The organism is Novosphingobium sp. KACC 22771, assembly GCF_028736195.1.
GTDB lineage: Bacteria > Pseudomonadota > Alphaproteobacteria > Sphingomonadales > Sphingomonadaceae > Novosphingobium.
Genome location: NZ_CP117882.1, coordinates 789,407 through 803,513, shown reverse-complemented (window position 1 = coordinate 803,513; position 14,107 = coordinate 789,407). Strand labels below are relative to the sequence as shown.

The 14,107-nt window shown below is 61.7% G+C and carries 15 protein-coding genes; 6 read left to right on the top strand and 9 right to left on the bottom strand.

Features of this window, described 5'->3' with window-relative positions; genetic code table 11:
* Window positions 1-111: 111 nt before the first annotated feature.
* Window positions 112-1,803, top strand: a complete 1,692-nt coding sequence (locus PQ467_RS20455; RefSeq protein ID WP_274176324.1) for an FAD-binding protein — start codon at window positions 112-114, stop codon at window positions 1,801-1,803.
* Window positions 1,804-1,839: 36 nt separating this feature from the next.
* On the opposite strand, the gene PQ467_RS20450 is transcribed toward PQ467_RS20455, so the two are convergent.
* A complete protein-coding gene (locus PQ467_RS20450) occupies window positions 1,840-3,438 on the bottom strand; it encodes a GMC family oxidoreductase (RefSeq protein WP_274176323.1) in 1,599 nt (532 codons plus the stop codon).
* Window positions 3,439-3,622: 184 nt separating this feature from the next.
* Here PQ467_RS20450 and PQ467_RS20445 point away from each other — a divergent pair, with 184 nt between their 5' ends.
* Window positions 3,623-3,850, top strand: a complete 228-nt coding sequence (locus PQ467_RS20445; RefSeq protein ID WP_274176322.1) for a ferredoxin — start codon at window positions 3,623-3,625, stop codon at window positions 3,848-3,850.
* Entirely contained in the window at window positions 3,847-5,070 is a 1,224-nt protein-coding gene (locus tag PQ467_RS20440) for a cytochrome P450 (RefSeq protein ID WP_274176321.1), read from the top strand. The genes PQ467_RS20445 and PQ467_RS20440 overlap by 4 nt, the downstream gene beginning before the upstream one ends.
* 41 nt (window positions 5,071-5,111) lie before the next feature.
* On the opposite strand, the gene PQ467_RS20435 is transcribed toward PQ467_RS20440, so the two are convergent.
* Window positions 5,112-5,603 (bottom strand): nuclear transport factor 2 family protein, encoded by a 492-nt coding sequence (locus tag PQ467_RS20435; RefSeq protein ID WP_274176320.1) that lies wholly within the window; start codon window positions 5,601-5,603, stop codon window positions 5,112-5,114.
* A 63-nt stretch (window positions 5,604-5,666) separates the two neighbouring features.
* On the opposite strand from PQ467_RS20435, the gene PQ467_RS20430 reads away from it, so the two are divergent.
* On the top strand, window positions 5,667-6,410 hold the full coding sequence (locus PQ467_RS20430; protein WP_337995122.1) for an SDR family NAD(P)-dependent oxidoreductase: 744 nt from the start codon (window positions 5,667-5,669) through the stop codon (window positions 6,408-6,410).
* On the opposite strand, the gene PQ467_RS20425 is transcribed toward PQ467_RS20430, so the two are convergent.
* The 4 genes from PQ467_RS20425 to PQ467_RS20410 all read right to left on the bottom strand — a co-directional run bounded on the left by PQ467_RS20425 (window position 6,395) and on the right by PQ467_RS20410 (window position 9,119).
* Entirely contained in the window at window positions 6,395-6,853 is a 459-nt protein-coding gene (locus PQ467_RS20425; protein ID WP_274176319.1) for a nuclear transport factor 2 family protein, read from the bottom strand. The two genes, PQ467_RS20430 and PQ467_RS20425, sit on opposite strands and share 16 nt — an antisense overlap.
* On the bottom strand, window positions 6,850-7,722 hold the full coding sequence (locus PQ467_RS20420; protein ID WP_274176318.1) for a sterol desaturase family protein: 873 nt from the start codon (window positions 7,720-7,722) through the stop codon (window positions 6,850-6,852). The genes PQ467_RS20425 and PQ467_RS20420 overlap by 4 nt, the downstream gene beginning before the upstream one ends.
* Window positions 7,723-7,727: 5 nt before the next feature.
* Entirely contained in the window at window positions 7,728-8,384 is a 657-nt protein-coding gene (locus PQ467_RS20415; RefSeq protein ID WP_274176317.1) for a hypothetical protein, read from the bottom strand.
* Between the two features lie 90 nt (window positions 8,385-8,474).
* Window positions 8,475-9,119: a gamma carbonic anhydrase family protein gene (locus PQ467_RS20410; protein WP_274176316.1), complete on the bottom strand. Its 645-nt coding sequence runs from the start codon at window positions 9,117-9,119 to the stop codon at window positions 8,475-8,477.
* 137 nt (window positions 9,120-9,256) lie between these two features.
* Between PQ467_RS20410 and PQ467_RS20405 the strand changes: the two genes are divergently transcribed.
* Window positions 9,257-10,066, top strand: a complete 810-nt coding sequence (locus PQ467_RS20405; RefSeq protein ID WP_274176315.1) for a sugar phosphate isomerase/epimerase family protein — start codon at window positions 9,257-9,259, stop codon at window positions 10,064-10,066.
* A gap of 78 nt (window positions 10,067-10,144) precedes the next feature.
* On the opposite strand, the gene PQ467_RS20400 is transcribed toward PQ467_RS20405, so the two are convergent.
* Window positions 10,145-11,107: an aldo/keto reductase gene (locus PQ467_RS20400; protein WP_274176314.1), complete on the bottom strand. Its 963-nt coding sequence runs from the start codon at window positions 11,105-11,107 to the stop codon at window positions 10,145-10,147.
* A gap of 181 nt (window positions 11,108-11,288) precedes the next feature.
* Between PQ467_RS20400 and PQ467_RS20395 the strand changes: the two genes are divergently transcribed.
* Window positions 11,289-11,747 carry a nuclear transport factor 2 family protein gene (locus PQ467_RS20395; protein WP_274177269.1) on the top strand — a complete coding sequence of 153 codons (459 nt, stop codon included), beginning with the start codon at window positions 11,289-11,291 and terminating at the stop codon, window positions 11,745-11,747.
* A 22-nt stretch (window positions 11,748-11,769) separates the two neighbouring features.
* On the opposite strand, the gene PQ467_RS20390 is transcribed toward PQ467_RS20395, so the two are convergent.
* Together PQ467_RS20390 and PQ467_RS20385 are read right to left on the bottom strand one after the other, a co-directional pair.
* Complete coding sequence (locus tag PQ467_RS20390) at window positions 11,770-12,888, bottom strand: ThuA domain-containing protein (RefSeq protein ID WP_274176313.1); 1,119 nt, start codon at window positions 12,886-12,888, stop codon at window positions 11,770-11,772.
* A gap of 101 nt (window positions 12,889-12,989) precedes the next feature.
* Entirely contained in the window at window positions 12,990-14,093 is a 1,104-nt protein-coding gene (locus tag PQ467_RS20385; protein ID WP_274176312.1) for a DUF1214 domain-containing protein, read from the bottom strand.
* Between the last annotated feature and the right edge of the window lie 14 nt (window positions 14,094-14,107).

The following is a 14,107-nucleotide window of genomic DNA, read 5'->3' as shown; positions in this document are numbered from 1 at the left end:
TAATGGCAAGTTAAGACGTGAATTGCGTTACGAAAAGGCTGGTGTTAGGTAAGGGGCACAAGAGCGAAGCGGCGCTGTCGCCGCGTGACATAGGGGATAAGAGGGCCGCACATGACAAAGGCGTGGGACAAGGAAGTCGATATTCTGGTGGTCGGCTCGGGCGCCGGGGGCATGCTTTGTGCGCTGGTGGGGGCGGAGGCCCGCGCCGATGTGCTGATCGTCGAAAAGGACAGGCTGTGGGGCGGAACATCGGCCACATCGGGCGGCGGCATATGGATCCCGGGCAGCGATGTGGCCCGACAGGCCGGTTTCGAGGACAATCTCGATGATGCCTTTGCTTATCTGCGCGCGCTTTCGGCCGACAATGTGCCCAGCGGGAATATCCGCGCCTATGTCGACAATGCCGGGCCGATGCTCAACTGGCTGATGGCCCATACGCCGGTTCAGTACATGGCCTTTCCCTATCCCGATTATCATGCCGAAAATCCGGGCGGCTCGACCAAGGGCTTCCGCACCCATCTGCCGCTGCCGCTCGATGGCAAACCGCTGGGCGGCGATATCCGCACCCAGCGTTTTCCATCGCCTGCGGCCAGCCTGTTCGGCTATCTCAACTGGCATTTCGACGAGACCTATGCCCTGCTTTATCGCAGCAAGGGCTGGCTCACCATGTTGGCGAAGAACATGGCGAAATACTGGTTTGACTGGCCCTTCCGCTTCACCTCGCGCAAGGATCGCCGTCTGACGCTGGGCAACGCGCTGACCGGTGGTCTACGCCTCGCTCTCAACCAGCGTAACGTGCCGCTGTGGCTGGAAACCCCGCTGACCGAACTGGTGCGTGATGGCGACAGGGTGACCGGCGCGATCGTGACCCGCAACGGCAAGCCCTTCCGCATCCATGCGCGCAAGGGCGTGGTACTGGCGGCGGGTGGTTTCGACAAGAATCAGGCGATGCGTGACGCCAATGCGCCGCTCTATCCCAACGCGCTCTATTCGGGCGGCGTGACCAGCAACACCGGCGACACGATCCGCGCCGGTGCCGCCATCGGGGCGGGCGCGCTGAACCTGCAATCGGCCTGGGCGGCTCCGGTGTTCCATGTGCCGGGTGAGGATCGCGGGCGGCTTTCCACCATCGAGCGCGCGCTGCCGGGTTGTATCATGGTCAACGGCAAGGGCGAGCGCTATCTTAACGAGGCCGCCTCTTATCACATCGTAGGCCAGCAGATGGCGCGGCGCCAAAAGGAACATGGCGATGCCAGCCCGAGCTGGATGATCTTCGACCATCGCTATCGCCAGCTCTATGCCATGGGGCCCCTCTATCCGCTGATCCCCGATTGGGCGCAGCCGGGCGCTGTGAAGCAAATTCTAAAAAGAGGCCGCTGCATCGAGGAACTGGCGAAAGACATCGGCATGGACCCGACCGCGCTGTCGGCCACCGTCACCAGTTTCAACACGGGTGCGGCCAAGGGCGAAGATCCGGCGTTTCACCGTGGCGAAGCCGCCTATGACAAGATGTATGGCGATCCGCGCAACGCGCCCAACCCCTGCCTGCGTCCGATTGATCAAGGGCCGTTCTATGCCATGCCGATCTATCCTGGCGATATCGGCACCAATGGCGGCCTGCTGACCAATGCCAGGGCGCAGGTGGTGGATGACAATGGCACCGCGATCGCCGGTCTGTTTGCGGTGGGCAACAATGCTGCCTCCGCCATGGGCGAGAGCTATCCCGGGGCCGGTGTTACGCTCGGCCCGGCTTTGACTTTCGGTTATATCGCAGCGCGCACCATGACGGGCAGCAACGCCTGAGGGATGCGGGAAGGCGGGCCATAACGCCCGCCTTCGTTATGCGCGCAAGGCGGGCCTGCCAAGGATCATGTCTGCCGCCTTTTCCGCAATCATCGCGACGGGGATCGCCGTATTGCCGCCCGGCAGATGCGGCATCACCGAGGCATCCACCACGCGCAGCCCCGCAACGCCTCTGACCCGCAATTGCGGGTCCACCACGGCCATCGCGTCGGTTCCCATGCGTGCGGTGCTGGTGGAATGATAATCCGCTTCGGCAGAGCGTCGCACATAGGCATCAAGCTGCTCATCGGATTGCACATCGGGGCCGGGGGCGATTTCCTCGCCGCGGAAATCATCGAACGCGGCCTGCTGGAACACCTTGCGGGCGATGCGGAGCCCCTCGCGCATCACACGCCGGTCGCGCGGCGTGCCGTTATAGTTCTGGTCTATCACGGGCGGGGCCATGGGATCGGCGCTGGCCAGTGTGACCGAACCTCGTGCTTGCGGACGGGCGACGTTGATATGCGCATAAAACCCATGCTGCGGGGTGAGCGTGCGGCCGTTATTGCTGAACAAGGCCATCACCAGCAGCATCTTGATGTCGGCTTCGTCCAGCGCGGGATCGGATTTGACAAAGGCGGCGACCGACATGCCCGGATCGGCCAGCGGGCCTTTGCGCAAAGCAAGATATTGCGCCATCGCCACAGCGCCGCGCAGCGGATTGAGATAGCGCAGCATCGATAGCGGCTTGGTCGAACGATATTTGACATGACCGGCCAGATGGTCCTGCAAACCCTGACCCACGCCCGGCAGATCGGCGATTACACCGATGCCGTGCTCTGCCAGATGCGCGGCGGGGCCGATGCCCGACAGCATCAGCAATTGCGGCGTGTTGATCGCGCCGGTGCTGATCACCACCTCCTTGCGGGCAAAGGCTGTGTGCAGATTGCCTTCGCTGCGGAATTCAAGCCCGGTGGCGTGTGTGCCCCGCATGGTGACGCGGGTGATATGCGCGTTGGCGATGACCTTCAGATTAGGGCGATCCAGTGCAGGGCGCAAATAGGCCGAGCTGGCGCTGACCCTGCGGCCCTGCCGCGTGGTGAGGTCGGTGGGCCCAAAGCCTTCACGCGCGGCGCCGTTGAGGTCAGCGCAATAGGGGTGTCCTGCCTGCTGTCCTGCCGCCACAAAGGCCTGAGCGAATGGATGGTCCTGACTTGCGCGGGTGACGGCGATCGGGCCGTCGGTGCCGTGCAGCGGATCGCCCTGCGTGTGCCAGCTCTCCAGTTTGCGGAAATAGGGCAGCACATCGGCAAAGGACCAGCCCTCGCAGCCCGCCTGCGCCCATTGGTCATAATCGGAATGGAAGCCACGGTCATAGACCATGCCGTTGATGGAGGAGCCGCCGCCCAGCACCTTGCCACGGGGCAGAAAGAGCACGCGATCATCGAGATGGCGCTGGGGTGCCGAAACATAGGACCACTGGTTCTGTCCGGCCATCATCATCGGCAGCATCCCGCCCGGTGCGGTGATCAGCGGGCTGCTGTCCTTGCCGCCCGCCTCGATCAAAAGCACACGCAGGCCCGAATCGGCGCTGAGCCGGTTGGCCAGAATGCAGCCCGCCACGCCCGCGCCGGCGATTACATAATCGAATTCCATGAGTCTCTTCTCCCGTAGGTCCGACTGTTCCTTGCCGCTTGGGGCCACGCAAGCGCGCGGCGCGGCGACATGTCGCAACAGGTTCTTTTTGGCCGGATGGGATATTTCAACGCACCTCTCGGCCAGCGTTCCGGCTTGCTACCAAAGGTGCGTACTGGGCAAAACAACAAGGATGCCTCCAGCGATGAAAGTTCACGTCAACCTAAGCCTGTGTCAGGGCCACGCCCGATGCGAGGAGATCTGTCCCGAAGTGTTCGCAACCGACACAGTTGAGGGTAAATGCCTGATCCTGAAAGATATCGTGCCCGATGACCTGCTGGAAAAGGCGCGGCTGGTGGTGCGCAATTGCCCAGAGGGCGCATTGCGCCTGTCGCGTGACAAGGGCGCTGCGGCTGAGGGAGAGACGGCATGACCTTGCTGTTTCAGCCGCCCCGGCCTGACCATGTTCCGGCCGATCGCATTGTGGATTTCGATTTCTTTCACATTCCGCCGGGGATGACCGATCCCGCTGAAATCTGGCACGATCTGCGCCGCAGCGATGTGCCGCGCATTTTCTACACCCCCCGCAATGGTGGTCACTGGGTGTTCCTCGATTATGCCGACATCGTGGAAGGCTATCGCAACCACGAGATTTTCTCGACCTATCAGACGCCGATCCCGCCAATCGAGCCCTTTCCGGTGATGCAGCCGCAGGGTGTCGATCCGCCGGACCACAATGTGTTCCGCCGCCTGCTGGCGCCTATGTTCACCCCGACCGCCGTGCGCGGCATGGTGGAGGAATTGGAAAAGCGGGCCAAGGCGCTGATCGGGGGCTTTGCCGACAAGGGCGAATGCGACTTCATTCAGGATTTCGCCGCGCGCTATCCCACCGGCACCTTCCTCTATCTCTTCGGCCTGTCGGAGGATCGCCTTGGGGAATTTCTCGATCTGGCAGGCACCTTTTTCCGCAGCACGGATCCGGCTGCAAGGGCGCAGAATGTGGTCGATATCTATGCCGTGCTGGAAAGCCTGTTCCGCGAGAAGGAGCGCAATCCGGGCAACGATATCGCCAGTGCGATTGTCACCGCCCGCGATGCCGATGGTAACCAGCACCCCTGGCAGGATATTCTGAACTGCGGCTTTCTGCTGTTTGTGGCGGGGCTGGATACAGTGACCAACACGATGGCCTATATCTGGCGCTATCTGGCCACGACGCCCGCCGCGCGCCGGCATTTTCGCGACAGGCTTGATGATCCCGACGCCTTCCTGCGCGCGATCGAGGAACTGATGCGGATCAACGCCGTGTCGAACCTGTTTCGCCGCGTCACGCATGATTGCACGTTCCGGGGGGTGGCGCTGCGCAAGAATGATCGCGTGATCCTGCCCAATACGGTGGCCAACCGCGATCCGACCGTGTTTGAGAATCCCGACATGATCGACCTCGACCGCAAAGTGAACACCCATGTCACCTTTGGCGTGGGGCCGCACCGCTGCGTGGGGTCGCATCTGGCCAAGCGTGAGGTCATGGTTTCGCTTGCCGAATGGCTGCGCCGGATCCCGGATTTCGAACTGGTTCCCGATAGTGGCGAAACGCGGGCCTTTGGTGGCTCGGTCATGGGCTTTGAAAGCCTGAAACTGCGCTGGGACGTTTAGGGCAGGAGGGGGCGGTTTGGTTGCAACCGCCTCCTTCGCTTCTACGAGGGCATATTCTCCCCATTGCCCATGGCCGTCACCTTGATGGCGCCGTCCTCGCCCACGCTTTGCAGCAGGCAGGATTTGCGGGTGGTGCGCGTTTCGGCGATCCACCACCGGCCATCGCGCTTCACATAGGCGTCGTCATATTCCACGCCATATTGCGTGAGTGTGCCGGCGCTCAGATTGACCTGATGGAACAGCAGGGACCATTGCGCCGTTGCGCGTTCGGCACTTTCGATGGTGACGATGCCGTTGGCGGCATGGTGGATATCGTGAATGCCGGGCTGACACCCGAACTGGCGATAGACGGCGATAAAAGCGTCGCGGCTGTCGAAAGGCGGGAATCCCTCAAAGGCGACCACCACTTCGGGCAGCAGCGTTGCGGCCACCATCTCGGGGTCCTGTGTGTCGCAGGCGCGCAGATAGCGGGCTTTGAGATCGCGTATGGCGCGATCATCCTCAAGCCTTTGCAAGCGTTCCTCTACCGTCATGATTTTCTCCTTTGCGTAGATTTTGTAGTAATGTAGTACGCAATTCAAGAAAAATGGGAGAGAATGATGCTGTTTTCCGGCAAGAAAATTTTGATTACGGGTGCGGCTTCCGGCATCGGGCGCGCCACCGCCATCCGTTTCGCGACCGAGGGCGCCGACATCACCATCGGCGATGTCAACGAGGCAGGGCTGGTTGAAACTGCGGCCATGATGGCGCGTAAACCGCGCATCCAGCCCTTCGATGCGATGGACAATGATTCGTGCCGCGCGCTGGTCGATGCTGCGGCTCAAGATGGGTTGGATGTGCTGTGCAACATCTCGGGCGTCCTTAAATGGGGGCCTTCGGAAACTTTCGCCATCGAGGATTTCGAACGGGTGCTGCGGGTCAATACCACCAGCGTGTTTGCCCTGTGTCAGGCGGCCTTGCCGCATCTGATCCAATCAAAGGGCAATATCGTCAACACCGCCTCGACCGCCGCATTGCAGGGCATTGCCTACACGATCGCCTACTCGGCCTCCAAACATGGGGTGGCAGCCATCACCAAGGGCCTTGCCATAGAATTTGCCTCACGGGGCGTGCGGGTCAACGCAATCTGTCCGGGTCACGTGGAAACGCCGATGACCCAGACGCCGCCACCTGCGGGCGATGTTGACTGGTCGCTGGTGATGCGCAACGCGCCGAAATTGCTCAACGGTTCCTGCGCACCAGAGGACATTGCCGAGATGTTCGCCTTCCTTGCCAGCGAGAAGGCGCGAAAGATCACCGGTGCCCTCTTCACCGTGGACGGAGGTCAACTCGCGGGCTGAAACAGTTGGCGCGCCGCCTCGCTGCCATCGAGCAGGGCGTTCTCGCGGCGCGCCACAGCCCATTGACCGTCCTTGGCACGTTGCAGATACCAGCGGTTGGCGGCCACGCGAAAGACCACAAACTCTGAGCCTTTGTGGTGAAACACCACGCTATGGCCGGTGGCCGTTGCGTGATCGCCGTTCAACTTGATGGTCACCGGCCCCAGCAGATGCGCGCAGCCATCCCGCATCAACTGTCGATGGCTGGGCGTGTCGAGCAGTGCACCGATCGCCTCGCGGCCTTGCGCTTCGGTAAAGCCTGTGATCGTGTAGCTGCCGTCCGGCATGAACAGGGCGGCTATACCCTCACTAGCGCCCGCATCGGCCATGGGGCCATAGTGCGCGATGAGGTCGCGGATCGCTTCCAGATCTTCCAGACGGCGCAGGCGGGCCTTGATCGTCATGCCCGGCCATCCCGGAAAACCTTGTCCCACGCCCCCATGATCGGGCCCAGCACAGCCCTGTCCACCCGATAGCCGCCCAATTCATCGCGGGGCAGGCCGGTCGCCGGAAAATAGCCCTTGGGCGCGCGGCGAAAGGTGCCAAACACGATGTCGAAAATCGGGAAAACATCGGCGAAATTGTGATCGAAATCTTCCGGCTCGATCGAATGGTGGATGCGGTGTGTCTGCGGCGTCACCACCAGAAAATCGAGCCATCGCAACGGCAGGCGGATTGCAGAATGATAGAGCATCGTCAGCAGCATCAGGAAAAGGCCGGAATAGATTCCGGCCGCGCCTGCCTGCGCCGCATCCAGATCGAACAGAAGCCCCGTTGTGAAGATGGAAAAGAAGCTGCGCCATGCATTCTGCAACACATGATCGCGGAAAAACGTGGTGCAGTTCATGCGCAAATCGCCATGGTGAAGCTTGTGAAATTCCCACAGCACGCCCAACCGGTGTTCGATCCGGTGGGCCCAGTAAAACCATGCATCATGGATCAGCAGAGGTACAAAGGTCAGCGTCAGGATGCGCCCGGCAGAGCCCAGCGGCCCTCCCGCCCCGGCAAAGGGCAGCGGCAGCGTATGCCAAGGCAGATAGTGGTGGAGCGCAGTGCTGGTCAGCCCGGCCAGCAGCCCGATTGGCAAAGCAAGATAGACCGTCAGTACGGTGATCGCCAGATTGATGCCGTAATCGCGCCAGCCGGGCCTTTCGCGCGCAGGCCAAACCTGTTCGGCCACAATGATAGGGATGGCCAGAACCGAAGGCACCAGCAGGGTGGGCAGCGCCTCCATCGCCGCCACCCCTAACTGATGCAATACATCGTCGGCCATACAAGTCAGAGTTCGACGACAGACAGGATGTGACTGGTCTTGCCGGGGAACACGTAATCCAGTTCGAGCACCGCATTTTCGCCCAGTGTGCCACTTTTCAGCAGATCGGTCTTGACGAAAACCTGGACCCCGTTGCGCCCATAGGCATAGCGCGTGACTGAACCGAACACCGGTGAGGCATCAAGCCGTGCGTCAACTTCGGGATCGCCAGCGCGGGCGCGGTTGAAGCCGAATTCCACGCGGCCTTTCAGATCGGGATCATTGGCCGCCGCGTCCTTCAGGCCCAGTACGATCTGTTCCAGCCTGTCGAGCGAGGGGACGAGGAAGCCGAGGTGAAAGCTGGCTTCAGGATCAGCTTCCAGCATGCCCCGCATGCCCGCCACGCTGGGATGCTCGTCAATCTCGCCGACCTTGAGCGCGCCGCGAATGGCGTCGACCAGCGCCTGCTGCGGTTCGGGGACGACGGAGAGATAGATGATGCCGTCGCCTGCGGCGTGGTGGCGATCATCCACCACAAAGCGATAGAAATTGCCGCCGGGCAGGGGCAGCATCTGGGTTTCGGTAAAGCCGAGCAGCGTGAGCAGCTTGGCGGCGGCGGGGCCGTCAGAGGCGGCGCCGTAATGCAGCGCCAGATGGCCGATGGTGGTGGCATCCTGTGCCATTGATCTTCTCCCGGTTGAAGCCACGGACAGGCATCGCATTCCCGTCTCAGCGGCGATTGTGAGTTATTACTTACATGATGTAAAGCGCGCTCAGCCTGTGCCGCGTGCCGAAGCCGTGCGTGCCTCACGTTCCCGTGCGGTGTTGCCCGACAGACGCACGGGAATGGCGCGGGCCCGGATGCGCGGGCGGTCCGCTTCGGCCGAAGCCAAAGGTTCGCAGGCGACAAAGTCGGTCAGCGCCTCACGGGCCAGGCGTTGGTATTCGCCCTGACCATTGTTGCGCCAGGTGACCTGATGCGGTTCGAACTGGCGGATCACCTTGGCCGGATTGCCTGCCACAAGGCTGCGCGGCGCAATATCGCTGTCCGATTTGACCAGCGAGAGCGCGGCCACGAGACATTCAGCCCCGACTCTGGCATTGTCGAGCACCACCGCATTCATCCCGATCAGCGCGTTCTCGCCGATTTCGCAACCATGGATAATCGCGCCATGGGCGATCGTCGCGCCGCGCCCGATGATGGTGTCGCGCATGGTTGAGACGTGGATCGTTACCGAATCCTGTATGGAACTGTCCCCCTCCACCACAATCCGCCCGAAATCTCCGCGCAGCGAAGCGCCCGGCGCAATGAAGCAGCCCGGCCCCACGATGACATCGCCAATCAGGCTGGCGAGCGGATGAACATAGCTTGTGGGATGCACCACCGGCACAATGCCTTGGTAGGCGTAGCAGGGCATAGTCGATCCTCTCCTGCATATTTGCGTAGATAATTATTCTATATTTAGCGCAATTGGCAATTACAATACGAAATTACTGATATATGCGTTTTTCAGCGTGGCATTTAGCCGCGAAAGGTAGAGGGAGGTTATCGACCATGAGGCGTTTGGCGCTGGACCATATTACGGTTACCGATTCGACACCCATCGAACTGGCCGAGATCGCCCATGCCACAGGTTGCGCCGCGATCTGCCTGTTTATGGAGCCGATGGCAGTGCTGCCGCATATGCCGGCTTACGACATCTATACTGACAGGCAGGCGCGTCTTGCGCTCAAGGCGCGGATGGATGCGCTGGGGGTCGGGCTGGATGTGGCCTATCCCTTCACCCTGGCCGGGCGCACAGAGATCGAGGCGTTCATCCCGGCGCTGGAATGCGCGGCGGAACTGGAGGCGAAAATGGTCAATGTGCTGGCCTATGACCGCGATCCGGCGCGGCGCGCTGACAAATTTGCGGCTTTCTGTGATCTGGCCGGGCGTTTCGATTTGCCGGTGGCGGTGGAGTTCTATCCGCCGTCGCAGGTTCCATCTTTGGCCGAGGCACTGGCGCTGGTTACACCGGTGGACCGTCCGGGGCAGGTGGGGGTCAATGCAGACCTGCTTCATCTGATGCGCTCCGGCGGTTCGGTGGCCGAATTGGCGGCCGCGCCCGCCGATCTCATCCTCTATGGCCAGATCTGTGATGGGCCCGCGCAATGTCTGGAGGCCAGCCTCGATTTCGAGGCTTCCTCGCAGCGGCGCCTGATTGGGGATGGGGTGATGGATGTCGCGGGCTTTCTGGCGGCCTTGCCTCAGAATTGCCCCGTCAGCGTCGAACTCCCGCAGGAATCGGCCATCCAAGGCGGCGTGGCGCGGATGGCGAGGGCCCAGCAGGCGGTCGAGAGTGCGCGCAAAGTGCTGGAAGCCTGATGCAAGAGGTGCTGGACGCCTGATGCAAAGAGGGCGGCCCGCGCCGGACCGCCCCCGCTTGCAATTCTGTCCGCGAACTCAAGCGCCGCGCAGCAGGGCCAGTTCTTCTGCCGTCAGTTTGAGCTTGGCAGCCTTGGCGGTTTTGCTGACCTGCTCCGGGCTGGAGCCGCCGAAGATTGCAAAGGTCTGGTTCGGCTGCGACGTGAGGTAGGCCAGCGCCACCTCATTGATCGACACGCCATGCTTTTCGGCAAGCTGCTTCACAGCGGCAAAGCGCGCCTCATTGGCCGGATTGCCATAGCGTGCGGCCAGCCCTTCGGGGACGGCTCCGGCGGCCAGTTTGGTGAAATAGCCACCGCTTTGCGCGGCATAGGCGACGATGGGCAGGCCGGCAGCGTGCAGAGCCTCATACTCACCCTCATAATAGTGCTGATAGCCTTGCATGGCGGCCGCGCCGACATCAGGAACCGCCAGACCCCAGAAGGTTTCCGAAGCGACAAAGCCCTGCTTGCCGATCGAGGCAGCATAGGCATTGGCCTGGACAATGCGATCAGCGGCCCAGTTCGAGGCGGCGAAATAGCGGATGCGCCCAGCGGCCTGATGTTCGAGCAGCGCGTCGATGATCTCCTTCACCGGCACCTCTTCATTATCCATGTGCAGGAAATAAAGGTCGATGCTGTCCACGCCCAGATGATCAAGGCTTTGCGACAGGTCAGAGGCGATGTCGGTGGGGGTGCAGCGGTTGCGATAGTCGCCCACGCGCATGTCGAAGAAACCGCCCTTGGTAGCGATTACCACATCGCCGGGCCGGCGCCCTTTGAGCCATGCGCCGATGGCCCGTTCACTGGCCCCGGTGGGGGCATCGGGGATCCAGTCGCCGTAGGAGCGTGCCGTGTCGAGAAAATTGCCGCCCAGGTCGACAAAACGGTCGAGAATGGCATTGGCGCGGCCCTGATCAATCGCGGTGCCCAGCATGTTGGTGCCATAGCAAAGCTGGCTGACGCAGAGATCGGTTCCATTGAGGATAAGTTTGGGAAGCATTTCGGCATCTCCTGGAACGGGGGCGCATTCGGGCCCTTTCTGTTGTCCTTGGCCTAGCGTGGGTCGGTGGCTACGGCAAGGGTGTATTGCGCGATCATGCTCTGGTTTGAAAATATAATGCATAATTGCGTAAAATAAGAAGTACAAAAATGCGATGATTCGCGTGTTGGGAGATGGCGCAGTGATGGACCTTCAGGAAATGTCGGATCGGCTCGAAATTCAGGATCTTTTCGCTCGCTACAGCTTTGCCATCGACGAACGCGACTGGGACGCGCTCGACACCATTTTCACGTCAGATGCCCGCATTGATTACAGCGAGACGGGCGGCGGCGCAGGCTCTCTGACCGAAATCAAGGCTTGGCTGCCCAAGGCGCTGGAGCGTTTCCCGATGTTTCAGCATCTGGCCGCCACCACCAAACTCACGCTTGCAGGGGACAGCGCGACCAGTCGCACAATCCTGTTCAACCCGATGGTTTTTCCAGCAGCGGACGGGTCGCCGCATACCTTCTTCATCGGCCTGTGGTATCGTGACAGGCTGGTGCGCACCGCTGATGGTTGGCGCATTTGCGAACGCTATGAGGAGATGGGCTGGACACATAATGTGCCGCCCATGCCCGACATACCGACTGTAGACGCCTGACGCCGGTTTGCACGTGACGGGACTATTGGCAGGGTTTGCCATCCTGCCCAGCCGCCCATGTTACAGCCTGTTCGAGCATCCGTATGGTTGTCTCATCGCTATAGCGCTCCGGCCGGTGGCCGATGGCGGAGTAGAAACTGCGGCCTGCGCGCCTCGGTCCGATGCAACGGGTCCAGGCAATGGGGTGATCGCCCATGACCAATTGTTGGCCCCCGAAGCTGCCGGGTTTGTAGGTCGCTTCATCCAGCGTGGCGATGATGTGTGCCCCTGAAAGGCGGGGGCTGGCCTTGAAGGAATACCATTCTTCATTGGCCTCCCATGATGCGGGAAGGCCTTGCGCGATGGGATGGGCCGAGTCATCGATCAACACCCGCGCGGTCTGAAACTGCGGCGAGAGAGGATGGCCGGCAAAGCGTGCGCCGATCAGAGTGTCCACATACCAATCCCAGAAGTAGACCGGATCGCCCGCTGATCCGTGGACGCCGACAAAGCCGCCGCCTCGCTCCATATAGGCCTTGAAGGCGGCACGCTGGCGCAGAGTGAGCACATCGCCGCTGATGTTGTTCCAGATCACGACATCGAACCGGCGCAGGATGGCGGGCGTGAATGCGCCGCCGCGATCGGTGGTGGTGAGCGACCAGCCCCGGCGGGCTGCCATGCCAACAAAGGCGGCATGGGCCGCGTCAACCGATGGACCATCGCGAAAACCATTGATCTTTTCAAACAGAAGCACCCGCGGGCGCCCTTTGGCGGGGGCCAGCGCGGGTGGGGCGGTGTCATAACGGGCGCAGCGTGCGACGCGGTCGGCATCGGTGACGGGAATGGCCGCCAGGTCGCGGTCAACAGCGGTGAAATCCAGATCCCGCTTGCCCATGAGATCTGCGGCTTCGTGCAGGGTGACGATGGCGGCAAAGCTGGGCGCGGTGGTGCCGGTGAAGAGGTTGGGGGTGCCCAGCGGCAGCGTGGGCAGATCGCGTCGCACCACGGCCTTTGCCGCCGGGCTGAGCAGGATGTCGATCAAGGGCGTGGCGCTGGAAAAGGGGGCGTCGCGAAGCGGGCAATCGGCCGGGGTGTCTGCCCATGCCGGATGGGCCAATGCCAGCCCCAAACCGATCATCCAAAATCTCAGCCATTTGGCCATGCGCGCCTCCTGAAGATTTGCCTGTTATTGACCTGACGCAAGACTTGATGCCTCTTGGTCCAAGTCTCGCGTTAGGCGAATTTCTCAGATTTGCGAAGCTCTTACGATTCAATTTTATCGGTTCTGACAACGCGGCACTGTGGCACCGGATGGTCTTCGGCCTCGATCCAGCGCCACAGCGCGGTGCCGCTGCGGTGCCCGGCCAGATCGATCCAGTTGCCGTAACCGGGATCTTCGTCGGCGCAGACGATCAGGATCGAGCCGTCAGCTTCGTATTTGGCCTGATGGCCGTTGACCCACACCTTTTGATGCACATGGTCGAGGGATTCCATCCACCAGTTGTCCAGCTGGAAGTTCCACATGCGGCACTTGGGCGGCATCACCTCCAAGACCCACGCCTCGCCCTCGGCCAGTTCGTAATAGGCGTGGCCGTACCAGATTTTAGGATCGCCTCCCGCCCGCTGAAAAACCGCCTGATCGCCGTCATAGATGCGGTTGGGCTGGGCCTTGAACCATTCCGACCAGTTGGCAAACGTGTTGGCCGTGCCGCGCACCCATGCGGCCGCCCCCTGCAACTGGCGCTCGATCGCGGCGGGGGTCAAAACGGCGGGCGCCGGCGGGCCTGCACTGATGCGCTCGATCTTCACCTTGGCGGGGGTCTGGACCTTTTTGTCGTCAAAGGTCTGGCGCACGATCAGCAGCGAACTGTCTGCCGCCATGGGCAGCCAATTGCCGGGATGGGGGCGCTGGCTGACAATGATTTCGAAACTGCCGTCCGGCCCGATTTGCAGGTCGCCCAGTTCGATTTCGCCGGTCGAGGCCATGGTGCCGTCGATGGCATAGCGGTTCGCCTTGGTGCCAAAGCTGAGATAGGGCACCGTGTTGCAATGGCCGTAGAGCCGGTAATCGCGGGTCGGGCTGATGACGGCCTGTTCATAGATGTTGTCGGGATTGTCCGCGCCGATTTTCAGTTTGTCGTCGGTCAGCATGAACAGGCGCGGAAAATCGGGATCGGAAGAATCCACCAGCATGTTGAGCGCGGTGCGCGTCAGGCGGCTGAGATAACGTACGCCTTCGGCCTGATCCAGCGGGTTGGTGGGAGCCGATTGGCGCAGCAGGACCTCGCCCGCTTCGGTCAGTCTGGCGCAGAAATCCTGCCACACGGCGGCCATAGGCAACGGCTCGGCTTTCGGGTTGTCAGTCATTGTGGTCCCCTCGG